The 21,602-nt window shown below is 68.4% G+C and carries 18 protein-coding genes; 12 read left to right on the top strand and 6 right to left on the bottom strand.

The window, feature by feature from the left end:
• Positions 1 to 79: 79 nt before the first annotated feature.
• Positions 80 to 985: an SDR family oxidoreductase gene (locus tag ACIQ9E_RS18370; protein ID WP_403708050.1), complete on the top strand. Its 906-nt coding sequence runs from the start codon at positions 80 to 82 to the stop codon at positions 983 to 985.
• A gap of 114 nt (positions 986 to 1,099) precedes the next feature.
• On the opposite strand, the gene ACIQ9E_RS18365 is transcribed toward ACIQ9E_RS18370, so the two are convergent.
• From ACIQ9E_RS18365 to ACIQ9E_RS18355, 3 genes are all read right to left on the bottom strand, one after another.
• The gene (locus tag ACIQ9E_RS18365; protein ID WP_403708047.1) at positions 1,100 to 2,053 is read right to left on the bottom strand and encodes a chitinase; all 954 of its coding nucleotides are present in this window, start codon (positions 2,051 to 2,053) and stop codon (positions 1,100 to 1,102) included.
• Positions 2,054 to 2,217: 164 nt separating this feature from the next.
• Positions 2,218 to 2,409 carry a DUF397 domain-containing protein gene (locus ACIQ9E_RS18360; RefSeq protein ID WP_403708044.1) on the bottom strand — a complete coding sequence of 64 codons (192 nt, stop codon included), beginning with the start codon at positions 2,407 to 2,409 and terminating at the stop codon, positions 2,218 to 2,220.
• Positions 2,406 to 3,230 carry a Scr1 family TA system antitoxin-like transcriptional regulator gene (locus ACIQ9E_RS18355; protein ID WP_403708041.1) on the bottom strand — a complete coding sequence of 275 codons (825 nt, stop codon included), beginning with the start codon at positions 3,228 to 3,230 and terminating at the stop codon, positions 2,406 to 2,408. The genes ACIQ9E_RS18360 and ACIQ9E_RS18355 overlap by 4 nt, the downstream gene beginning before the upstream one ends.
• A 113-nt stretch (positions 3,231 to 3,343) precedes the next feature.
• Between ACIQ9E_RS18355 and ACIQ9E_RS18350 the strand changes: the two genes are divergently transcribed.
• Complete coding sequence (locus tag ACIQ9E_RS18350; RefSeq protein ID WP_403708038.1) at positions 3,344 to 3,805, top strand: ATP-binding protein; 462 nt, start codon at positions 3,344 to 3,346, stop codon at positions 3,803 to 3,805.
• On the opposite strand, the gene ACIQ9E_RS18345 is transcribed toward ACIQ9E_RS18350, so the two are convergent.
• Together ACIQ9E_RS18345 and ACIQ9E_RS18340 are read right to left on the bottom strand one after the other, a co-directional pair.
• On the bottom strand, positions 3,768 to 4,643 hold the full coding sequence (locus tag ACIQ9E_RS18345) for an NAD(P)-dependent oxidoreductase (RefSeq protein WP_403708035.1): 876 nt from the start codon (positions 4,641 to 4,643) through the stop codon (positions 3,768 to 3,770). The genes ACIQ9E_RS18350 and ACIQ9E_RS18345 overlap by 38 nt on opposite strands.
• 156 nt (positions 4,644 to 4,799) lie before the next feature.
• Positions 4,800 to 5,441, bottom strand: a complete 642-nt coding sequence (locus ACIQ9E_RS18340; protein WP_403708032.1) for a hypothetical protein — start codon at positions 5,439 to 5,441, stop codon at positions 4,800 to 4,802.
• A gap of 88 nt (positions 5,442 to 5,529) precedes the next feature.
• Between ACIQ9E_RS18340 and ACIQ9E_RS18335 the strand changes: the two genes are divergently transcribed.
• The 3 genes from ACIQ9E_RS18335 (at position 5,530) to ACIQ9E_RS18325 (ending at position 12,989) form a co-directional block, all read left to right on the top strand.
• The gene (locus tag ACIQ9E_RS18335) at positions 5,530 to 8,391 is read left to right on the top strand and encodes a TIR domain-containing protein (protein ID WP_403708029.1); all 2,862 of its coding nucleotides are present in this window, start codon (positions 5,530 to 5,532) and stop codon (positions 8,389 to 8,391) included.
• A 76-nt stretch (positions 8,392 to 8,467) separates the two neighbouring features.
• On the top strand, positions 8,468 to 8,743 hold the full coding sequence (locus ACIQ9E_RS18330; protein ID WP_403708026.1) for a DUF1876 domain-containing protein: 276 nt from the start codon (positions 8,468 to 8,470) through the stop codon (positions 8,741 to 8,743).
• A gap of 73 nt (positions 8,744 to 8,816) precedes the next feature.
• Positions 8,817 to 12,989, top strand: a complete 4,173-nt coding sequence (locus ACIQ9E_RS18325) for a glycosyl hydrolase family 18 protein (RefSeq protein WP_403708023.1) — start codon at positions 8,817 to 8,819, stop codon at positions 12,987 to 12,989.
• Positions 12,990 to 13,053: 64 nt separating this feature from the next.
• Here ACIQ9E_RS18325 and argS read toward each other — a convergent pair whose 3' ends face one another.
• Entirely contained in the window at positions 13,054 to 14,829 is a 1,776-nt protein-coding gene (gene argS, locus ACIQ9E_RS18320; protein ID WP_403708020.1) for an arginine--tRNA ligase, read from the bottom strand.
• Positions 14,830 to 15,051: 222 nt separating this feature from the next.
• Here argS and lysS point away from each other — a divergent pair, with 222 nt between their 5' ends.
• The 7 genes from lysS (at position 15,052) to ACIQ9E_RS18285 (ending at position 21,575) form a co-directional block, all read left to right on the top strand.
• Positions 15,052 to 16,794, top strand: coding sequence for a lysine--tRNA ligase (gene lysS, locus ACIQ9E_RS18315; protein WP_403708017.1), 1,743 nt, complete (start codon positions 15,052 to 15,054; stop codon positions 16,792 to 16,794).
• 99 nt (positions 16,795 to 16,893) lie between these two features.
• The gene (locus ACIQ9E_RS18310) at positions 16,894 to 17,661 is read left to right on the top strand and encodes a polymorphic toxin-type HINT domain-containing protein (RefSeq protein ID WP_403708014.1); all 768 of its coding nucleotides are present in this window, start codon (positions 16,894 to 16,896) and stop codon (positions 17,659 to 17,661) included.
• Positions 17,662 to 17,896: 235 nt separating this feature from the next.
• A complete protein-coding gene (locus tag ACIQ9E_RS18305; RefSeq protein ID WP_403708011.1) occupies positions 17,897 to 18,733 on the top strand; it encodes a helix-turn-helix domain-containing protein in 837 nt (278 codons plus the stop codon).
• A gap of 82 nt (positions 18,734 to 18,815) precedes the next feature.
• On the top strand, positions 18,816 to 19,286 hold the full coding sequence (locus tag ACIQ9E_RS18300) for a cupin domain-containing protein (protein ID WP_403708009.1): 471 nt from the start codon (positions 18,816 to 18,818) through the stop codon (positions 19,284 to 19,286).
• A complete protein-coding gene (locus ACIQ9E_RS18295; RefSeq protein ID WP_403708006.1) occupies positions 19,283 to 20,002 on the top strand; it encodes an SGNH/GDSL hydrolase family protein in 720 nt (239 codons plus the stop codon). Before ACIQ9E_RS18300 ends, ACIQ9E_RS18295 begins: the two co-directional genes overlap by 4 nt.
• Before the next feature lie 897 nt (positions 20,003 to 20,899).
• A complete protein-coding gene (locus tag ACIQ9E_RS18290; RefSeq protein ID WP_403708003.1) occupies positions 20,900 to 21,184 on the top strand; it encodes a hypothetical protein in 285 nt (94 codons plus the stop codon).
• A gap of 181 nt (positions 21,185 to 21,365) precedes the next feature.
• The gene (locus ACIQ9E_RS18285) at positions 21,366 to 21,575 is read left to right on the top strand and encodes a hypothetical protein (protein ID WP_403708000.1); all 210 of its coding nucleotides are present in this window, start codon (positions 21,366 to 21,368) and stop codon (positions 21,573 to 21,575) included.
• Positions 21,576 to 21,602: the final 27 nt, after the last annotated feature.

Raw genomic sequence — 21,602 nt, 5'->3', positions numbered from 1 at the left:
ATCCAGTTATTGACATAGGGGGCGGCGGGGCGCATGGTGGAGTAGATAACCAGTTAGTTACCAGCGGACGGAGACCCTCGTGAACACCCCCGCCACCCCCTCGAAGACCTGGTTCATCACCGGTGCGTCCTCCGGCTTCGGGCGCCGCACGACCGAGCTGCTGCTGGAGCGCGGGGACCGGGTGGCGGCGACCGCCCGCCGCCCCGAGACCCTCGACGACCTTGCGAAACGCCATGGTGACCGGCTGTGGACCGCTGCCCTGGACGTCACCGACACCGCGGCGGTGCGGCGGACCGTGGACGAGGCGTTCGCCGCGCTCGGCCGGATCGACGTCGTCCTCTCCAACGCCGGGTACGGACTGTTCGGTGCGGCCGAGGAGGTCACCGACGAACAGATCGGCCGCCAGATCGACACCAACCTCGTCGGTTCGATCCAGCTCGCCCGCGCGGTGGTCCCGTATCTGCGCGCCCAGGGCGGTGGCCGGATCATCCAGCTTTCCAGCATGGGCGGCCAGATCGCCTTCCCCGGGCTGGGCCTGTACCACGCCACCAAGTGGGGCATTGAGGGCTTCTACGAGGCCTTCGCCCCCGAGGTCGCTCCCTTCGGCATCCAGACGACCCTGGTCGAACCCGGTTCGGCCGCCACCGAGTTCGGCGGCCGGAGCGCGGCTGCGGCGCTTCCTCTGGAGGTCTACGAAGCCACCCCGGTCGGTGACCTGCGCCGGGCCGCGGCCGCCGGCGGCATCCCGGTTCCCGGCGATCCGGTCAGGATGGCCCGTGCCATCATCGACAGCGCCGATCTGGAGCAGGCCCCGCGCCGTCTGCTGCTGGGCAGCGACGCCTACCAGGCGGTGACCGGGGCGCTCGCGACACGTCTGGCCGATCTCGAAGCACAGAAGGATCTGGCGTACTCGACCGATGCCGATGCCGATGCCGATGCCGATGCCGGTTCCGGGCGTCCTGGCCCGGCCGCTGCTGCTTCCTAGCCGGCCCGTGTGTTGTCGTTCGCTCCGGCGAAAGGCGGGAAGCGCGGAAAGCGGGGGCCGCGGTGTGCGGCCCCCGCTTCCGTAGCGGGTGTGTGCAGCGGGTGTGTCAGCGGATCAGCAGTAGAGGTTGCTGCCGGTCGGCACGCCGAGGAGCTGGGTGAAGCGGGTGTAGTTGTTCACGCGGCTCTGCACCTGCGCCGGGTTGCCGCCGTTGCACTCCAGCGAGCCGTTGATGGACCGGATCGTCTGGCCGAACCCGGCCCCGTTCACCATCGCGGCATGACCGGTCATCGTGCCGGGCCCGGACTGGGTGTTCCAGTACCAGAGGGCGGTCTTCCAGGCGATGGCCGCGTCGGTCTGGACGAGCGACGGGTTCTGGAGGAGGTTGATGCCGAGGGCGTCACCGGCGGCCTTGTAGTTGAAGTTCCAGCTCAGCTGGATGGGCCCGCGGCCGTAGTACGCGGCTTGGCCGGCCGGGCAGCCGTAGGGCTGGTTCCGGTCGCAGTAGTGCGGGTAGTTCGCGGTGTTCTGCTCGACGATGTAGTACAGCCCGCCGGTCTCGTGGCTGATGTTCGCGAGGAAGGCCGCGGCCTCCTGCTTCTTGAGCGTGTCACTGCCGGTGTTGGCGAAGGCCGGGTAGGCGCTGAGCGCAGCCGTCAGCCCGGCGTAGGTGTAGAAGGGGTTCCGGTTCGGGAACATCTGGTTGAACTGGGCCTCGGTCACGACGAAGGGCCCGGGGTTCCCGGGGTTGCCCGGGTTCTCACCGCCGGGGCTACAGGTGTGCGGGTTCCAGAACCAGGTGCTGACGGTGGGGTCGTAGCCGGGGTTCGCGTGTTCCGCGATGTAGTAGTTGCCGTCCCGGTACTTCACGATGGCGCCGACGTTGTAGTACGTGCCCTGCTGCCAGTTGGGGGCGGTGGTGCATGCGTCGGCAGTGGCTGTTGTCCTCGCCTTGGGGGTGGCGGCGGCCGCGCTGTTCGGGACGAGCCCGATGCTGACCAGACCCGCGGTCGCGGTGACGGCGACGACGAGCGCCTTGAGGCGGTCGCGGGTGCGCTGAGTAAGCACGAGTGGTCCTCCTCCGTGCTTCAACGGCCGGGCACGGAACGGAGCGTGGGGGCTCGTGGGGGTTCCGGACCGGCCGTGGTGTGGGGGTTGTTGTGCCCTCACTGAACCGCTCGGGGCGGGCCCGCGTCAAGGTATAGACCAATCGAATGTCCCGCGGTGGAAGGTCAGTTGGCCGCGGTCCGTGCGGTGGCGACGAAGGCTCTCCAGGTGGCGGGTGTGACGGTGAAGGTGGGGCCGTCGGGGACTTTGGAGTCGCGGATGTGGACGGCGGTGGCCTCGGCGGCTACCTCGACGCAAACCTCGCCCGGCTCTTCGGTGCTGTAGCTGGACTTGAACCACTTGAGTGCCGCGCTCATTGTTCTCCTAGTAGACGGTCCAACATCTGTTTGGAATCAACCAAGTTGAGGGCCTGCGTCCGCAGCATCGCATACTTCTGGGACAGGATGCTGATCTCATCCGGGCTGCGGAGGATCTGACTGCGACCGTGCCCGTCGGCGTAGGCGAGATGCTGATGTTCGGGGGTTTCGAGTAAGACGAATGGGCCGCTGTGGCCCGCGTGCCCAGTAGTGCCGAGTGGCATGACCTGAAGGCTGATACCCGGCAGGTCCGCGCAGGCCCGAATGTGACGCAGCGTCTCCTTGTGGACGGTGTCGCCCCCGAGCCTTTCCATGAGCACGACTTCGGTGAAGATGAAACTGATCGTGGTCGGGTTGTCCCGATGCAGGATGTCCTGGCGGCTGATGCGCCGGGCCACCAGCCCTTCGACCTCGTCTGTGGAGTAGGCGGGGACACGACACAGGTAGACCGCACGGGCGTACTCGGGCGTCTGTAGCAGCCCTGGCAGTACTTGGTTCTCGTAGAAGGAGAGGGCTAGCGCTTCCCTCTCCATGTCCAGATACATTTCGGCGTGTGCCGGGATCATGTCGATCTCCGGCAGGTTCTGCACCGCTACGACCAGCGCGCCTTTGGTGCTGAGAAGCTCGTCCAGTCTCTCTGCGTAGTCGAGTTTCAATGCCCGGCGACCCTGTTCGATCGATGCCACTGTCTCCAGGCTGATGCCGAGGTGCTCGGCGAGCTGCTCCTGCGTCAGGTGGGCGGCCTTGCGGAACAACGCCACTTGTTTGCCGACGAGCCTGAGCGCGGAAGCATTCCTGTGCTGCTGTTTCCTGGTGTACATACCTCATCAACTCCCCTGCCCATGAGGGGAGTCACGCCCTGCGTACCCGTACAAATGAAATGTACGGGTGGACCCACTGCATTCCGGGGTTCGCGGACCGCCACGATCCCGCCATGAACGTGCTCTTCCCACCCCCCTCCTTCCCCGTCCTCCGCGAGCGTTTCTATCCCCGCGCCCGCCAGACGGTCCCCGCCGCGCGGGAGTTCGTCCGGGGTGTCGTACGGGACTGGGTGCCGGCCGCCCGGCTCGACGATGTCCTCGTCTGTGTCAGTGAGCTGACCACCAATGCCGTACGGCACGGCGTACCGCCCGGCCGGGGCTACCGGATCCGGATCTGCCGCTTCCCGGACGGACTGCTGCGGATCGAAGTCCACGACAGCGGCGACGGCTTTACGCTCCCTCCCATCGCGGCGCCCGCCGGGGACGGGAACGAGGAGTCCGGGCGGGGGCTGCTGATCGTGGACGCTCTCGCGGACAAGTGGGGCGTGGGTGAGCGGCTGCCGGGGAAGGTCGTGTGGTGCGAGTTCGCCACGGGTGTCAGCGGCGCGGGGCGAGCAGGTCGGGGAGGCGGGTGAGGCCGTCCGCGCCGTAGCCCTCCTCGACCGCGCGGTCGATCAGGCGCTCCAGCGGCTGGAAGAACTCCGTCGGGATGCCCTCGTCGGAGAGGGTGTTCAGCAGATTGGGCAGGGCGGCCTGGTTCACCGCGAGGCTTGAGACGTCGGTGAGGTGCTCGCCGGTGTCCAGGGCCTCCGCCTCGTCGGTGATGAACAGCGCCATGGCGTTGAGCCACTCCCGCAGGGGGTCCGCCAGCTCCTTCGCGGGGATGCCGGCCGCCTTGGCCAGGGCGAAGGCGTGCATGGTGCCGATGCCCATGCCGTACATGCCGATGAGGAGGGCGAAGTCGTACAGGGCGGCCCGCCCGGCGTCCTCACCGACGTAGCGGGTGCCGCCCAGCGCGCCGAAGGTGTCCTCGTACTCCTCGAACGCCTTCGGGTCGCCGCTGTAGAAGACGTACGCGTCCGGTCCGGCGATCATCTGCGGGCTCGCCATGATCCCGCCGTCCAGATAGCGCGCCCCGTGCCCGGCGGCCCAGGCGGCCAGCTCGCGGCCCTGGGCGGGGGTGCCGTTGGTGAGGTTGGCGATCGTACGGCCGCGGAGGCTCCCGGCGACGGGCTCCAGGATGCCGCGTACGTTGTCGTTGGTGGTCAGGCAGAGCACGAGGAGTTCGCTCGCGGCCACCGCCCCGGCGACATCCGCGGCGGGCTCCGCGCCCTGGGCCACCAGCGGACCGCTCTTCGCGGCGGTGCGGTTCCAGACGGTGACCGCATGCCCGCCCTTCAGAAAGGCGGCGGCGAGGGCCGAGCCCATCATTCCGAGGCCCAGGACGGAGACGGCGGGCTTGGCGGCAGACATAAGGGTGCTCCCTGGGAATGCGAGGTGGAGGTGGTTCCTGATCGGAGGACTCCATCCTCGAATTCCGGAAAGGCCTTCACAAGTACCGACTAATGAGTGGGCTACTTACCGGAAGGTGAGTAACGGGCCGCGGGAGCACCGGCCGCGGGGGTTCGTTCAGTCCCGGGCGCCCTCCCCCTGGTCGGGTCCCGCGGTCACCGTCCGGGTGGATCCGTCGGCGTCGGAGGACTGCACCGGGAGCCGTACCGCGATGAGATCACCGACGCCCGCGACCTCGTTCAGCGCATCGGCCAGTGCCAGCATCACCCGGCGTACCCCTTCGATCTCCTTGCGCAGCTCGGCGGCGCGTTCCCAGCGGCGTTCGTGCGAGACCGGGTCGACGTGCTCGGACCGGAGGTTCTCATGAGCCGCGAGGAGAGGGTGCCACTTGCTGAGCAGGGGGCGTACGCAGAGATTGAGCACGGTGACCGCGAGCGCCCCGAACGTCACCTGGCCCGCCGGGACCCGGGGTGCGACCGCGGGACCGTAACGGCGCAGGATGTCCCGTGTCGTACCGAAGACGGTGTACAGGGACGACAGCGCCTCCCGCAGCAGGCCTTCGTCCTCCTTGAGTTCGACGACGGAGATCCGGGTGGCCAGCTCGACGTACAGCTCCCAGGCCGCGTCGCGTTCGGCCTCATCCGGCTCCCAGACCCCGGATATCTCGCCCACCAGTGGGATCGCCAGCTTCACGCTGATCTGACGGGGTACGAAGGCGCTGCTCCGGCCCCCTCCGGTCCGTCTCTGCCTCTGACGCATATCCACAACCTTCCCTGCGGCCGAACATGGCATGTCACTCTATGAGTTGGTGCGAGTCGCACAAGTGCAGTCCATACCGGGGGGATGGATGAAGAGGGACGGCTTCATTTCGTACAGCCACAAACGGGACATCGAGCTGGCGCAGGCGTTGCAGCGGGGGCTGCACCAGCTGGCCCGGCCGTGGACGCGTCGGCCCGTCCTCAGCGTCTTCCGGGACACGACCAGCCTCTCCGCCAACCACGATCTGTGGTCGTCGATCCTCAATGAACTTGAGCAGACGAGGTACTTCATCTATCTGGCCTCGCCTGAGGCCGCCCAGTCGCGCTGGGTCCGCAAGGAGATCCAGTTCTGGCTGGACAACCGTCCGCTCGACCGCTTCCTGATCGCCGTCAGCTCGGGGCAGGTGGCGTGGGACCAGGACGCCGGAGACTTCGACTGGGAGCGGACGGACGCTCTGCCCGATCTGCTGCGGGGAAGATTCACGACCGAACCCCTGTGGGTGGACCTGACCAGGATCCGGGAGGGCAGCAAGTACTCGCTGCGGCAGGCGGAGTTCCGGGATGCTGTCGGGACCCTGGCCGCACCGCTGCACGGAGTCGGGAAGGACGCGCTCGACAGCGAGGACATCCGGCAGCACCGTCTCTCGGCCCGGCTGCGGCGCGGTGCGATCTCGGGTCTGGTGGTGCTGCTGGTCATGGCGCTGGCGGCGGGTGGTCTCGCCTTGCAGCAGCGGAACGAGGCACTGGACCGGGCGCGGACCTCGGCGTCGCAGGCGCTGGCGGCGCGGGCGCTGGAGACGCTGGACGCGGATCCACGGAAGGCGGCGCAGTTCGCGCTGTACGCGGAGAAGGTCAAGCCGACGGCCGACTCGGCGCAGGCGCTGGCGGCGACCGTCGCGGCGAACAGCAGCGTCGTGGGACATCTGAAAGCCGGTTCGGATGCGGTGAGCCTCGAACTCGGCTCCCGGTCCCGGCCGCCGGCCCAGGTCGCGATCAGCCGCGACGGCGAAGTGCTTGCCTACTACGCAGCCTTCGGCTCGAAGCAGTTGCACCTCTACGACCTGAAGGCCGGACGGCCGTTGAGGACCATCCCGGCAGGCATCAATGAAATGGTCGGGGGAGAGCTCGAACTCAGCGCGGATGGGAAGGTGGTAGCCGTCGAGGGGCTCAGGCACCGGGTTGAGGTATGGGATGTGCGCAAGGGGCGCCTGCTGCGTGCAGTGACCATGGGAGATCCCGAGGAACTCAGCAATGCACAGAAGGGGCTGAGGGCCATGGCCCTCTCCTCGGACGGCCTTCGGCTTGCGACCGCGCAGGCAACATCCGGCACGGATCAGCTGCTCGTCAGCATCTTCGACGTCGGTACGGGGCAGATGGTCTCTGAGGGACTCACAGGATCCGACTCGGTACATTTCGGTCTTGGGTATGTGAAAGACAGCCACTGGCTGCTCGCAGTGGATGCAGCGGTGGGTTCGGTCCGGGTCCATGACCCTGTGCGTCGAGTCTGGAGTGCCCCCAAAAAATTGCGCGGGTATCCGGCAAGCCCCGGTGAGGTGGATGTGGACTTGACTTCCGGGGCGGAACAGGCCGCCATTCGGTCGGAGAACGGATGGGTGCGGGTCTGGGACCTCGTCACCGGGAAGCTGCTCGCCTCTTCTGCGGCGGACCTCCCCGACCGGATCGCGCTTCCCCGGCCCGACGTGCGCTTTCTCGTCGGCGCCCAGGGCGGGATGGTGACATTGCACGACCGGAAGCTGGGGCGTGACCGGGTGCTCGGGGCCTTCAGCTTTCCGGTGCAGAACCTAGCGGTCTCCGGAGACGGATTGTGGGTGGCTGCGGGCTCCGACGACGGAGCAATCTCCCTCTTCTCTACGGACTCGCGCCGGGACGGGGTGATGCTTCCCAACAGCGGACGACTGAAGGCAGGAGAGTTGTCCTCGGACGGAAGGGTTGCCTTCCGGGCTCTGCGAGGGAAGCCGGTGGACATCTGGGCGGTCGGAAAGGGCGACACGGGGCTGAAAAAGATGGGCCGGATACCGCAGACGGTGAGCAAGCTGGGGTCGATCGCCGTCGCAGTTACGTCCGATGGCACATACGCGGCGCTGCTCCACGACGGCGAGCTGACGACATGGAATCTCCGGACCGGGAGCCGGACGGGAACACCAGTGTCCTATGGCTCGATGGAGACGGGCTTCGGCGCGCAGCTCTCCTTCCTGGCGGATGACGTGCATCTGGCAGGTGTCTGGGACCAAGGAGTGCTGATCGTCGACTCGCGGACCGGAAAGGTCCGGCAAGTGGTCTCCAGAGACGCGGCTAACACCCAACTCGTCGTCAGTGGGGACGGCAGGCACATGTCGCTGTTGGACATGACCGCAAGCGAGGTCTCGGTATGGCGAATGACGGGTCCTGGGCGCATGGAGAAGGTCCGCACGGTGGGCTACAGCCTCGCCCGGGCCGGCGCTTCTGTGAGCCACGGTGGTGAGAAGGTGGCGGTGATGGCCGGGGACAATGCGATCCGTTTCATCGACGTCGGCTCGGGGCGGGTCACCGAGGGTGCGGTGCTGTCCCAGGTTGGGTACGGGCCTCTGGTCTTCAGCCGCGACACCAGGATCGCGGCTCGGGCGTTCAGCACCCGTGATGGTGCCGGGGTGCGGTTCTGGGATACGGGCAGTGGCGATGTGCTCGGGACCTGGCCGATGAAGCTACGGGCCCCCGGCGCCGGGGTGGCGCCCCGGGCGGACAGGCTCACCGGTGAGGTAGATCTGCAGCTTGCCCCCGCCCCGGAAGGGGGCTTTCTGGCCCTGGGTATCGACGGCTCCCTGGTCCGGCGCAGCCTGGACCCGGACGACTGGCGTCGGAACCTGTGCGCTCTGGCCCCTGATCCGCTGGCGAAAACCGAGTACGAACGGTATCTCGGTGATCTCTCGGTGGGCCGCCCCTGCCCGGCCTGAGGCTCCCCGCACCGGCTGGCGGGGGAACCCCGTCCGGCGCACCCTGGGAGGTGGACAAGGGTGGAGGTGGTCCGTCATGCACGCACAGACGCTCGTCGGGTGGCATGTCGAGATGGAGTTCCGGGAGGACGGTGACCGGACGAAGGCCGCCGCGATGGTCCGGCTGTCCGACGGGACCGAGATCAGAGGGCACGGGAACGCCCAGCGGCACCCCACGGACGCGGAGCAGTTGCGGGTCGGTGAGGAGATCGCCGGGGCGCGGGCGCTGATGGAGATCGCGTCGCAGCTGTTGCAGAAGGCACACCACGAGATCGACGAGGCGTCGGGGCGGACCTCGCATCCGCTGCGTTGATGCGCTGAACCGACCGGCCCGGTGTTGATCGTTTGTTTATCGGACATCGTTGTCGCGCTGTCACTCTCGGCGCATGCGACAACACAGACACAGACGTATACAGGGTGGGCGGCTGAGCGCGGCACTGCTGGCCGGGGCGCTGGGGGCCGTACCCGCGCAGGCCGCGAACGCGCCGGATCCCGGGGCGGTGCGGGCTGCTTCCGTACCGACCGGGCAGGCCGTCCATCTGCAGAACATCAAGAACGGCGCCCAGCTGGGGATCACCGCCACCGGGGGCGGCAATATCGCCGAGGCGCGGGCTCCCCAGGGGGACAACCACCACCAGGCGTGGGTGCTGGAGCGGACGCCGGGTGGGACGTATCTGCTGCGCAACAGCGAGTTGCGGAACTTCTGCCTGGTCCGGGATCCGGAGCCGCTGGCCGGCCTCTGCGACGAGCCCGGCGCCCCGTGGGACGTCCAGCGGATCGGGGACGGCGAGTACTGGATCAAGGAGCCGGGGGCCGACCGGTATCTGACCAGTTCGACGGAGATCAGCAAGAGTGAGAAGCAGGCTGATCTGAGGATGGGGACGGACGGGGACGACCGGGGGACCTGGTTCATGACGCCCGTCGACTGGCCCCGGCAGCCCATGCCGCCGCAGGACCGGCGGACGCTGGAGCATATGACGTATCTGACCGCCCACAACGCGATGATCAACTCGGAGGACGGTTACGACACCATCGCGCCCAATCAGCCGCACTCGATGGCACGTCAGCTCGCCGACGGCGTACGGGCGCTGATGCCCGACGTCAATGCGCAGGTGGTCCACGGGGCCATTCCGCTCTGCCACGGCGGGAGCTGCGGCGGCGGAATGCACCCGGGGAACAATCTGGAGGGGATGCTGCGGACTCTGAAGACGTTCCTCGACGCCAACCCCTCCGAGATCGCCTCCGTCTTCATCGAGGACCAGTCGAGCCTGAGCAACGAGGACTACGAGCGGTACGGGCTGAATCTCGTGCCGGGTGTGAAAGACCTGCTGTTCGTGCCCGACGACTCGGTCGTGCCCGACGGGCTGAAACAGGGCTGGGACGTCCACCGCAACGGCTGGCCGCTGCTCAAGGACATGATCGCCAAGAACAAGCGGCTGCTGGTCTTCTCCGGGCAGACGAAGCGGGAGTCCATCGGCTTCATGGCGGACCAGCGCTGGCGGGTCGAGAACCACTGGTCCATGGGCCCCGGTCTCGGCAACTCCGACTGGGCCTGCTACTCGCGCTGGGGAAACAAGCCGCTCGGCTCCCGGCCCGCCGGGAAGTTCCGGCCGCTGTTCTTCATGAACCACTTCCGCGATGTGCCGATGTCGCCGACGTACACGACGGACAACCGGAAGCTGACGCAGCGGGCCGAGAGCGTGTGCACCACTGCCGCCCGCCGCAAACCGAACTTCGTCGCCGTCGACCAGTACCGGGACGGCGACCTGTTCCCGCAGATCGCGAAGATGAACACGTACTGGTACCAGGAGCAGTCCGCGCCCGGATCCGACGGCGGCCAGCAGCCCGACCCGGGGACGCCCGCCGGTGACCCCTTTGACAACGGTGTCGACCGGCGCGGACCCAAGCCCGCCGCCGGTGTTCCCCATCCGTCCTGCCGCCCCGATGGGATGATCCCGACCGCCGGGACGACCGCCCGCTACTGCGACGTGTACGACAGGGACGGGCGGGAGTGGCTCGGCGGCGCCGGGCACGACCGGCGGATCGTCGGCTACTTCAACGCCACCCGCAACGGCACCGACGGCCGCCCCCGCTATCTGGTGAAGAACATCCCCTGGAGCCGGGTCACCCATATCAACTATGCCTTCGCCCGGATCGAAGGGAACCGGATATCCCTCGGTGACGAAGCCGCGGCGAACCATCCGGCGACCCGGATGACCTGGCCGGGTGTGACCGGCGCGGAGATGGACCCGGGGCTCCCGTACCAGGGCCACTTCAACCAACTGGCCAAATACAAGAAGCGGCATCCGCAGGTCAAGGCGTTGCTCGCGGTCGGCGGCTGGGCCGACACCAAGGGCTTCTACGCGATGGCCACCAACGCCGACGGCTCGGTGAACCAGCCCGGTATCGACGCCTTCGCGGACTCCGCCGTGGACTTCCTCGGCCGCTACGGGGCCGCGTTCGACGGTATCGACATCGACTACGAGTACCCGACGGCCATGCCAGACAGCGGAAACCCCGACGACTGGGGTGTCGCCAACCCCCGCCGCAAGGGACTCCAGGCCGGCTACAACGCGCTGATGAAGACCCTGCGGGAGAAGCTCGACCGGGCCGGTGAACTCCGGGCCCGCTACTACCTGCTGACCTCCGCCGCCTCCGCGTCCGGCCATCTGGTGCGCGGCTACGACGCCGGACAGGCCCTCGGCTATCAGGACTACGTCAATGTCATGACGTACGACCTGCACGGCTCCTGGAACCAGTACGTCGGCCCGCAGGCGCCGCTCTACGACGACGGGCGCGACGGCGAACTCGCCGCCGCCGGGGTCTACGACGCCGCCCGCAACCCCGAATACGGCAGGACCGGCTACTTCAACACCGACTGGGCGTACCACTACTACCGGGGCGCCCTCCAGCCCGGCCGGATCAACCTCGGGATCCCGTACTACACGCGCGGCTGGCGCGATGTGCAGGGCGGCACCGACGGACTCTGGGGCACCGCCCCGCTGCCCGACCAGAGCGGCTGCCGGCCCGGCACCGGCACCCGCGGCCTCTGCGGCAACGGAGCCGTCGGCATCGACAACCTCTGGCACGACACCAGCCGCGGCCGGGAGGTCGCCGCGGGCTCCAACCCGCTCTGGCATATCCGCAACCTTCAGAACGGCCGTACCGGGAACTATCTGCGGGCCTATGGACTCGACCCGGACGCCCCGCCGAACCGTCTCACCGGCAGCTACCAGCGCAAATACAGCAACGCACTGGAGTCGATGTGGCTGTGGAACGCCGAGAAGAAGGTGTTCCTGACCGCCGAGGACGAACAGAGCATCGACGCCAGGATCCGCTATGTGAGGGACAAGGGCATCGGCGGCGTGATGATGTGGGAACTCGCCGGTGACCTGGGCCGCGGCCCGGACGGCAGCTACGGCATGGGCCATGAGCTGACCAGCCGGATCGACGACTCCCTGCGCGGCGCGGGCGGCTATGTCAGGGAGCGGACCGACGGTACCGTCCCGCCCGACCAGGTCGTCGACGTCGGCGTCGAGTTCACGGACTTCCCGACCGCCGAGGCCGACCTCTGGCCCCAGCAGCCCAAACTGCGGATCACCAACCGCAGTACGAGGCCGCTGCCGTCCGGCACCGAAATCGCCTTCGACATTCCCACCAGCGCCCCGGCGCTGCTGAAGGACGACAACTGGCAGGAGCTGAAGGACGTGCTCAAGCCCGGTCACACCGGGCCCAACGCGGGCGGTCTGAAGGGCGCCTTCCACCGGGTGACACTGAAACTCGGCTACTGCGAGGGCGTTCCGGCGGGCGGCTCCCGCGATATCGGCCTCAAGTACTTCCTGCCGGTGACCGGGCCCGCGAACATCACCCTGAAGTTCGGGGACGCGGTGTACGGCTCCACCCAGGACCGCCGCCGCGGCGCCACGACCACCGAGCCCCCGGCCGGCGGTGGCACGGGACCCGCCTGCCAGGCGGAGCCCTGGAGCGCCGACCGTACCTACAACCCGGCCTGGGCGCCGTTCGCGCTCTGGCGCACCGGCGACGGCTACAGAATCCAGGACGTCAACAGCTCACTGGTCCTGGACCACCCGGGAAGCTGGGCCACCACCCATCTCGTCGGCTCCCAGGACGGCAACCGGAACCAGATCTGGAAGATCGCCCCGGACGGCTCCACCGGCCGCTTCCGGATCACCTCCGACAGCGGGGGCCGGGACCAGTGCCTGGGCGCGGACAGCAGGCTCGCCGAGCTGTCGGTGAAGAACTGCGACGGCAGCGCGGCACAGTCGTGGAGCTTCACCGACGACAAGGGCGCCCCGGTCGCGGGCATCCCGGCCGACGGAAAGCCCCACGGACTGCTGGCCGCGCGGGGCCATGCCGCCGAACCGCGCAACAGCGGCAACACGGTCCGTACCAAGGTGGTCGCGGGCGATCCGACGGGTGTGACCCGGACGGTCGTCTCGTACGGCGGCCACTGGTGGAAGGCCAAGTTCTGGACGAAGGGGAATGCGCCGGACGCGGCGGACGCCCGTAATCCGTGGACCAGGCTGGGACCGGCCTAGCCGCCGGGCCATGCGAAGGGGGCGTCACCGCGGTATGCGGTGACGCCCCTCTCGGCCGAAGGTGTCAGAGACGCTCGGGGGTACGGATCCCCAGCAGCGCCATGCCCTGCCGCAGCGTGCGGCCCGTCAGCTCCACCAGGAAGAGCCGGTTCTCGACCAGCTCCGGGGCGTTCTCCGAGCTGAGGACCTGGCACTTGTCGTAGAACGTCGTGAGATGGGACGCGAGCTGGTAGAGGTACGCGGCCAGCTTGTGCGGCTCGTACGAACCGGCGACCTCCGCGATCACCTCGCCGAACTGGTCGACGTGGAGCGCGAGGGCCCGCTCGGCCGGATGCAGCTCCAGCTCCGGGTGCGCGGCGGGCTTCGCGTCGCCCGCCTTGCGGAGGATGGACCGGATCCGGGCGTACGCGTACTGGAGGTAGACCGACGTATCGCCGTTGAGCGACACCATCTGGTCCAGGTCGAACTTGTAGTCCCGGACCGCGGACGTCGACAGGTCGGCGTACTTGATGGCACCGATGCCGACGTACCGGCCGTTCTCGACGATCTCCGCCTCGCCCAGGCCGACCTTCTCCGCCTTCTCCCGCACCACGGCCGTGGCCCGGTCGACGGCCTCGTCGAGCAGGTCCACCAGCTTGACCGTCTTGCCCTCACGGGTCTTGAACGGCTTGCCGTCGGCGCCCAGCACCGTACCGAAGGCGAGCTGGACGGCGCGGACCCCGTCCGGCAGCCAGCCCGCCCGGCGCGCCGTCTCGAAGACCATCTTGAAGTGCATCGACTGGCGGACGTCGACCACATAGATCAGATCCGATGCGCCCAGCTTGCCGACCCGGTCGCGGACGGCCGACAGATCGGTCGCCGCATAGCCGAAGCCGCCGTTGGACTTCTGGACGATCAGCGGGGTCGGCTCGCCGTCCGGGCCCTTGAATTCGTCGAAGAAGACACAGAGCGCACCGTCCGAGCGGACCGCGACCCCGGACTCCTCCAGCAGCCGGCAGGTCTCGGTGAGCATGTCGTTGTAACCGGACTCACCGACGATGTCCTCGTCCGCGATCTCCATGTCCAGCTTCTCGAAGACCGAGTTGAAGTAGATCTTCGACTCGTCGACGAACCGCTGCCACATGGCGAGCGTCGCCGGGTCACCGGACTGGAGGGCGACCACCCGGTCCCGGGAGCGGGCCTTGAACTCCTCGTCGGAGTCGAAGTGCGCCCGGGCCGCCTTGTAGAGCCGGTCGAGGGAGGACATCGCCTCCTCGCCGGAGACCTCCGCGCCCCCCCGGTGGTCCAGCTCGTGCGGGTGCTCCTCCAGATACTGGATGAGCATGCCGAACTGGGTGCCCCAGTCGCCGATGTGGTGGCGGCTGATCACCTTCTCGCCGGTGAACTCCAGGATGTTCACCATCGCGGCGCCGATGACGGCCGACCGGAGGTGGCCGACGTGCATCTCCTTGGCAACGTTCGGCTGGGCCCAGTCGATCACGGTCGTACCCGGGTCGGCCTTGAGGGCGACCCCGAGCCGGTCGTCGGCGGCACGGGCCGCCAGCGTCTCGGTGATCGCCGCGTCCGAGACCGTGATGTTCAGGAAGCCGGGGCCGGAGACCTCCACCTCCCGCAGCACCTCGTCACTCTCCGTACCCAGAGCATCGACGACCTTGACCGCCAGCTCCCGCGGATTGCCCTTGAGCTGCTTGGCGAGCGCCAGGATCCCGTTGGCCTGGAAATCGGCCCGGTCGCTTCGTCGCAGCAGCGGGTCGGCGGAACCGGCCTCCGGCAGGGCTGCCGAGAGGGCGTTCGCCAGACGCTGCTGCACGTTCGACGCGAGGGAAGGGACCGAGGCCATGAGCTTCCGTTTCTGGTGCTGGGGATCTGTGGCGTGCTGTGGTGCGGGGCCGCGTACGGAGACGGACCCCGGCAGCCCAGTGTCCCACGCGGCGGAGATCGTCCTCCCCTCGATAAACGGCGCGACGGGCGGTGGCTTCCGTCTGGGAGAATGGGCGGACCCGGTGCGGAGGCCGAGACGGGCGCCGCCGGGAAAGCCGACGTGGAAGAAGGGCGTAAGGACGTGCCGACCGTGGCTCAGAGCACCACCGAGACCGACTGGGTCTCCCGTTTCGCAGACGAGGTCATCGCGGATTCGGAGCGGCGTGCCCCGGGCAAACGAATCGTCGTCGCGTCCGGGATCTCCCCCTCCGGCCCGGTCCACCTGGGCAATCTGCGCGAGGTCATGACCCCGCACCTGGTCGCCGACGAGATCCGGCGCCGCGGGCACGAGGTCCGCCATCTGATCTCGTGGGACGACTACGACCGCTTCCGCAAGGTCCCGGCCGGCGTCGAGGGCGTCGACGAGTCCTGGGGCGAGCACATCGGCCGCCCGCTGACCTCGGTGCCCGCGCCGAAGGGGTCGCCGTACCCGAACTGGGCCGAGCATTTCAAGGCCGCGCTGATCATCTCGCTGGACGAGCTGGGCGTGGTCTACGAGGGCATCAGCCAGACCGAGAAGTACACCTCGGGCGCCTACCGCGAGCAGGTCCTGCTGGCGATGCGGCACCGGGCCGATATCGACGAGATCCTCGGCCGCTACCGCACCAAGAAGGGCGCGGGCGGTTCCGGGGGCAAGAAGCCGCAGCAGAAGCCGGTCGACGAGGCCGAGCTGGACGCGGCGGAGGGCTCCGGCGCGGCGGGCGAGGACGACGGTACGGGTTCGGCCGGCTACTTCCCGTACAAGCCGTACTGCGGAAGCTGCAACCGCGACCTGACGGTCGTCACCGCCTACGACGACGACACCACCGAGCTGACGTACCACTGCACCTCCTGCGGTTTCACCGAGACCGTCCGGCTGTCCGAGTTCGACCGCGGCAAGCTGGTGTGGAAGGTCGACTGGCCGATGCGCTGGGCGTACGAGGGCGTGGTCTTCGAGCCGTCCGGTGTCGACCACAGCTCCCCGGGGTCGTCGTTCCAGGTGGGCGAGTTCATCTGTCCGCTGTTCGGCTGGGAGCGGCCGATCGGCCCGATGTACGCCTTCGTCGGCATCAGCGGTATGGCGAAGATGTCGTCCTCCAAGGGCGGGGTCCCCACCCCGGCGGACGCCCTGAAGATCATGGAGGCGCCGCTGCTGCGCTGGCTGTACGCGCGCCGCCGCCCCAACCAGTCGTTCAAGATCGCCTTCGACCAGGAGATCCAGCGGCTGTACGACGAATGGGACAAGCTCGCGGCCAAGGTCGCGGACGGTTCGGCGCTGCCCGCGGATGCCGCGGCGTACAGCCGGGCCGTGCGCACCGCGGAGGGCGAGCTGCCGGCGACGCCGCGCCCGATGCCGTACCGCACCCTGGCGTCCGTCGTCGACATCACCGGCGGCCACGGTGAGCAGACCATCCGCATCCTCAGCGAACTGGACCCGGCGAATCCGGTCGGCTCCCTGGACGAGGTCCGGCCGCGGCTCGACCGCGCCGAGAACTGGATCACGACGCAGGTCCCGGCGGACGCCCGTACCGTCGTCCGCGACACTCCGGACGCCGAACTCCTCGCCTCCCTGGACACCGACGCCCGCCGCTCGCTGGAGCTGCTGGTGGAGGGGCTGGAGTCGCACTGGTCCCTGGAGGGCCTGACAACGCTGGTGTACGGCGTGCCGAAGGTGATGGCGGGCCTGGCGCCGGACGCCAAGCCGACGCCGGAGCTGAAGGTCGCGCAGCGGGAGTTCTTCGCGCTGCTGTACCGGCTGCTGGTGACGCGCGAGACGGGTCCGCGACTGCCGACGCTGCTGCTGGCGGTGGGGGCGGAGCGGGTGCGGAAGCTGGTGACGGGGTAGCGGCCGGGTCGCTGGTGTGAACGGGCGGAGGGCCCGGGGGCTGTGCTCCCGGGCCCTCCGTTGTGTGCGGTACGGGACAGCCCTTGGCCGAGTCGTGCGGTGACGACGACGCGTCGACGGGCCTGGTCCACTTGGGTCACGTGCGCGGACCCGTCGGGGCCGAAGTCCGCGGACGTCGGCAGTGGCAGTGGCAGCACCTATGACGGCGACTCCGTCGGAGGGCCCTCCAAGGAGGAGCTGTACTGGGCCAGCGACCAGATGAACCGGTCCTTGGGGGGGAGGGGGGCGGGCTCCGGCAAGGGCTGCACCGGCAACAGCTTCACCCCGGGCCCCCAGGTCCTGATGGCGGACGGCACGACCAAGCCGATCGAAGAGGTCGAGAACGGTGACAAGGCCGTCGCCACCGACCCGGAGACCGGCGAGACGGCGGTCGGGACGGTCACCGCCGAAATCAATGACGAGGGCACCAAGAAGATCGTCGAGGTGGTGATCGACACGGACGGCCTGAAGGGCACGGCCACGGCGACGGTCACAGCAACGGACGGACACCCCTTCTGGGGACCGGAGTTGCGGAAGTGGATCGACGCCACAGATCTGGCGGCGGGCAGTTGGCTCCGCACCGGGGCCGACACGCTGGTCCAGGTCACTGCTGTCGAGCGCCATACGGCTCGGGCGACGGTTCACAGTCTGATGGTCAGCGACCTGCATACGTACTATGTGCTGGCAGTTTCCACTCAGATCCTCGTCCATAAGTCCAGCTGTCCGAGGGGCAAGCCGACGGGTTCGCGGGCTCTCGGGGGTAGAATCGCGGGGAAACCAAGGGGGACGTGGCGCCCGCTGGCGGAGTTGCCGACGGGTTGGGTGTGACCGGGGTACGCGCCCAAGGCGGTAACGAGATGATCTTGAATCCCGAGTACTCGGTCCCCGTAATTCAGAGGAACGCGCGCACCGTTCGGCCCTGTTCTCGTATAGCTGCGACCAACGGACACGGAGCGCTGCGTGACGGGGTGCCGGTAAGAATTGCGTCACCAGCCGCAAAGCGGCGGTGATCAGCCCTCGGATGGTGATCTTCCTGGGCTGGGCGGCTCGTACACTGACGAAAATGGAGGACCACACGGCCACCGGGATCCGTGCACATCCGGCGCCCGTCTTGCGGCAGTACGTCGACTCGTATGTCGGCTTCGACCTCCGCGGGCTCCCGACGGGGGTGCACTGCGGCCCGCCGAGCCGCGCGCTCACTGCGGTGATCAGCCTGTCAGATCCTTTGGAGGTGGCAGCGGGCGTTGACGACGGGGCACCGGTCACCCGATTCGGCAGCGTGGCCGGCGGTCTGATGTGCCGGTCCGTCGCGATTCACCACGACGGACGCCAGCAAGGTGTTCAGGTGTCGCTGACACCGCTCGGGGCCCGGGCCATCTACGGCATGCCTGCCGCCGAGCTCGCCCACCGACTGGTCCCACTTGACGAGCTTCTCGGAGCGCTTGCCGTCGAGCTGGTCGACCGGCTCCGATCGGCGACAACATGGACGGCGCGGTTCACCGCGCTGGACGAATTGCTCCTTCGAGCTGTCGGCCGTGGCGCCTGCGGCGACCATATGGGCTGGGTGCGCCCCGAGGTAGCCGAGGCGTGGCGCCGCCTCGTCGCCGCGCGGGGTTGCGTCCAGATTGGTGCGGTCGCCGCGGAACTCGGCTGGAGCCGTCGGTACCTCACCGAACGGTTTCGCGGTGAGGTGGGCCTGTCGCCGAAGACCCTCGCCCGAGTCTTGCGCTTCGCGCACGCGCACGAACTGGCAGTGGCGCAGGACCCGCTCCCGTGGGGCGACGTGGCAACCGTCTCCGGCTACGCCGACCAGGCCCATCTCGTACGGGACTGGCGCGAGTTCACGGGCCGATCGCCGACGGCCTGGCGTCGCAGCGAAGTCCTTCTCGGAGCCGGGTAGCTGCCAACCGTCTGCCCTTCGCGCCGGCTTCTCTTCCCTTTTCTTCAAGACCGCCCGATCGCTGTCGTGGACGATCGTCGGCATGAGACTCGTCAACCACGAACGCAATGCCATGGACCTGCGGACCACCCCTGTTCACCTCGGACTGGGATCGAGAGCGAAACCCGTCGAGGGCTTCAGCTGGGACCCGGAGGTGCTCCAGGCCTACAGCGCCGCGGTCGCGGCAGACGGCGTCGAGGGCCGGATGGTGATGCTCTTCGAGGGCGACGGGCTCGGCGACCATTGGGAGAGCCACCCTGCAGGCGACGAACTGGTCGTTTGCCTCAGCGGGTCCGTGACAGTCACCCGCGACGTGGACGGGGTGTCCGACCGCGTTCTGCTCGGGCCGGGCGAGGCCACCATCAACCCGGCCGGGGTATGGCACGTGGTCGATATGGAGGGGCCGACGTCCCTCCTGGCCATCACCGCGACCCTCGGCACCGACCACCGTCCTCGGACCGACACCCGCCCGACCGAACGCGTCGGCACGCCCAGCCCGGAGGAAGCGCCGTGACGAAACGCATCGCGTGCCTCGGCGACAGCCTCACCCGCGCGCAGTTCAGCGTCGACTACCTGGATCTCCTCGGACGACGCCACCCTCCCGGTGACGTGCAGCTTGCCCGTTTCGGCGTAAACGGCGACTTCGCCTACAACCTCTTGCAGCGCCTCGATGCTGTCGTTACGAACCCATCCGATGTGATCACCGTGTTGATCGGGACCAACGACGCCCGAGCGAGCCTTGCCGGCTACCCCGTCGAGCAGGCCATGAAGCGAAAACAGCTCCCCGATCGCCCGTCGGCAGGCTGGTTCCAACAGTGCCTGGGAACCGTCGTCGCACGGCTGCGAGCGGAGACCGACGCGACGATCGGTCTGCTGTCGCTACCGGTACTCGGCCAACAACTCGACGGAGCAGCGGCACAGGCATCGCAGGCGTACAGCCAGATGATCGCCGAGATCGCCGCCGCCAACGAGGTGGCCTACCTTCCGCTCCACGAACGCCAGATCGAGGAACTGCGCCAAGCGGACCCGCCGCCGATTTCCTACCGGGAGGTGACGCCCGCAGCGGTCGTCGGCGTCCTCGTCCAGCACGCAGTGCTGCGCCGCAGCCTCGACACGATCTCGCGGCGGCGAGGTCTCGTGCTCACGACCGACCACATCCACCAGAACAGCCGCGGCGCCACCCATATCGCTGAGGTCATCGACGCCGGTCTGCTGACCCGGAGCGCGTAGCTGGTGCCGGCGCCCGGCCAGTCGGAGGCCATCTACCGCGCGGAGGTGGCATCCGGCCCACGCGGTCAACGCCTACGCCATCCGGCTCGTCCGGCTGCGTGACCACCGCGAGGGCACCTGGCGTACGGTCCCGTGGCGGCTGCTGTCGTCGACCGCGACCCCATTCGGCGAACCGGTGGCTCTGCCGATGACGAGGAGCAGCGGCTGCAGAGCTGAATCCGGACCCCATTACGAGCAGGAAGCCGCACCGGGCGCACCGTCAGGACATCTTCGGGCTGGTCTTTGCCGACCATGCCAAGGTCGCCCGCGTCGAGCAGAGGCCCACCCACCGTGGGCCATCACGCCAGGCCGGCAGCCATAGCCGAACGCCCAACCGAAGGCTCGGGACGTACCGCCGAAGCGGGATACGTCCGAACTTTCTCTATGCCTTCAAGGTGATTCGCTGACGCGGGTCGCACGGCACGGACGCCCCACGGCCCGCTCTCCGGCTCTGCCGCCGCGGCCTGGCCGGCAGCCCAGGCCGCACAGGGACAGCCCAGCGGACAATGTGGAAGCGGGGAAAGGCCGGACGCGCCAGCGTGGTGGCTCCAGGCCGACAGAGAGGGGGCGGTGGAGAGTTGGCCCGGGATGAAGGCCTGGAGGTGCGGCCGGTCGGCTCCGTGCGCTTTACCCACCTCCCTGGGGTGGGGCCCGCGTGGGTCGAAGGCCGGGGGCCACTCGTCAAAATTCGGGCAGGTCCAAAGCCTGCCCGATGTGCGGGGCCGACGCACGGTCCCTGGCCCTGCCCGACTCCAAACCAGGCAGGCCACCGGCCAGAGCTCACTCCAGTTGGCAAGTGAATCGGGACCGATTTCAGTGTCGTTGGTTTGTTCAAATGGTGCTGTCTATGGAGAAAGCGTGGCGATCACTGCTCGCATTACCTCAAAAATTTTGCAACAGTACGGGGATGAAGCCGATGCGGTCGCCTCCCTGTTGGAGGAGGTTGAGCTGGAAGTATTTCATCGGCCCGCGGAGGAGAGGTTCACTGCTGCTGTTCTGATCTTGGCGGATGGTAGCGTGGGAAAGCTCCTTGATGCGCTGAGGTTGATGGAGATGGATTGGCGCGATCTGCTTATTGCGGCCGATGTTGCTCAGGCTGATTGGTCATCGGTCCTGAATGATTTTTTCGGCGTGGACTCCTGAAATAATCCCAAGGCGCGGTGGGCGTTTTTGCTGGACGGGTGACCTTTGAACAATGCGAGAAGGGCGGCGGCCCCGGTTACGCAGGCGGCCTCGGGGCCTCTTCCCACTCCACCCTTCGGCCTACCGCCCCCTCCACCCCACGCACGACGCGCCCCGCCCCCGCCCGCGCGAGGCTGGAGCCATGAAGAGCGTCGTGGTGGAGATCGTCGGATGGTTCGTTTTGGTGCAGGGGGTCCTGGGAGCGGGCGGGCTGCTCTTCGGGGACGGGCCCTGGGGGGTTGTCCACCAGTACTGGGATCTGTCCGTCGCCGGGTACCTCGTGCTGCTGGCCGTGGGCATCGCGCTGGTCGCCGTCGTCGAGAAAGGCAAGGCCGGCCGCCGCAAGGGCTGAACTCAGGAGCCCGGGGCCCCGGGTCCG

This window comes from Streptomyces sp. NPDC094448, assembly GCF_044763775.1.
In the GTDB taxonomy this organism is placed as follows: domain Bacteria; phylum Actinomycetota; class Actinomycetes; order Streptomycetales; family Streptomycetaceae; genus Streptomyces.
Note: the sequence above shows the minus strand (reverse complement) of the source record. Positions and strands in the feature narration are given on the sequence as shown.

What these genes read in the sequence shown, in the direction of transcription:
- argS (WP_403708020.1), bottom strand. Translation starts at nt 14,829, where the DNA reads ATGGCCTCGGTCCCTTCCCTCGCGTCGAACGTGCAGCAGCGTCTGGCG.
- ACIQ9E_RS18335 (WP_403708029.1), top strand. Translation starts at nt 5,530, where the DNA reads ATGAAGAGGGACGGCTTCATTTCGTACAGCCACAAACGGGACATCGAG.
- ACIQ9E_RS18345 (WP_403708035.1), bottom strand. Translation starts at nt 4,643, where the DNA reads ATGTCTGCCGCCAAGCCCGCCGTCTCCGTCCTGGGCCTCGGAATGATG.
- ACIQ9E_RS18300 (WP_403708009.1), top strand. Translation starts at nt 18,816, where the DNA reads ATGAGACTCGTCAACCACGAACGCAATGCCATGGACCTGCGGACCACC.
- ACIQ9E_RS18330 (WP_403708026.1), top strand. Translation starts at nt 8,468, where the DNA reads ATGCACGCACAGACGCTCGTCGGGTGGCATGTCGAGATGGAGTTCCGG.
- ACIQ9E_RS18355 (WP_403708041.1), bottom strand. Translation starts at nt 3,230, where the DNA reads ATGTACACCAGGAAACAGCAGCACAGGAATGCTTCCGCGCTCAGGCTC.
- ACIQ9E_RS18325 (WP_403708023.1), top strand. Translation starts at nt 8,817, where the DNA reads ATGCGACAACACAGACACAGACGTATACAGGGTGGGCGGCTGAGCGCG.
- ACIQ9E_RS18340 (WP_403708032.1), bottom strand. Translation starts at nt 5,441, where the DNA reads ATGCGTCAGAGGCAGAGACGGACCGGAGGGGGCCGGAGCAGCGCCTTC.
- ACIQ9E_RS18285 (WP_403708000.1), top strand. Translation starts at nt 21,366, where the DNA reads ATGAAGAGCGTCGTGGTGGAGATCGTCGGATGGTTCGTTTTGGTGCAG.
- ACIQ9E_RS18350 (WP_403708038.1), top strand. Translation starts at nt 3,344, where the DNA reads ATGAACGTGCTCTTCCCACCCCCCTCCTTCCCCGTCCTCCGCGAGCGT.
- ACIQ9E_RS18305 (WP_403708011.1), top strand. Translation starts at nt 17,897, where the DNA reads ATGGAGGACCACACGGCCACCGGGATCCGTGCACATCCGGCGCCCGTC.
- ACIQ9E_RS18360 (WP_403708044.1), bottom strand. Translation starts at nt 2,409, where the DNA reads ATGAGCGCGGCACTCAAGTGGTTCAAGTCCAGCTACAGCACCGAAGAG.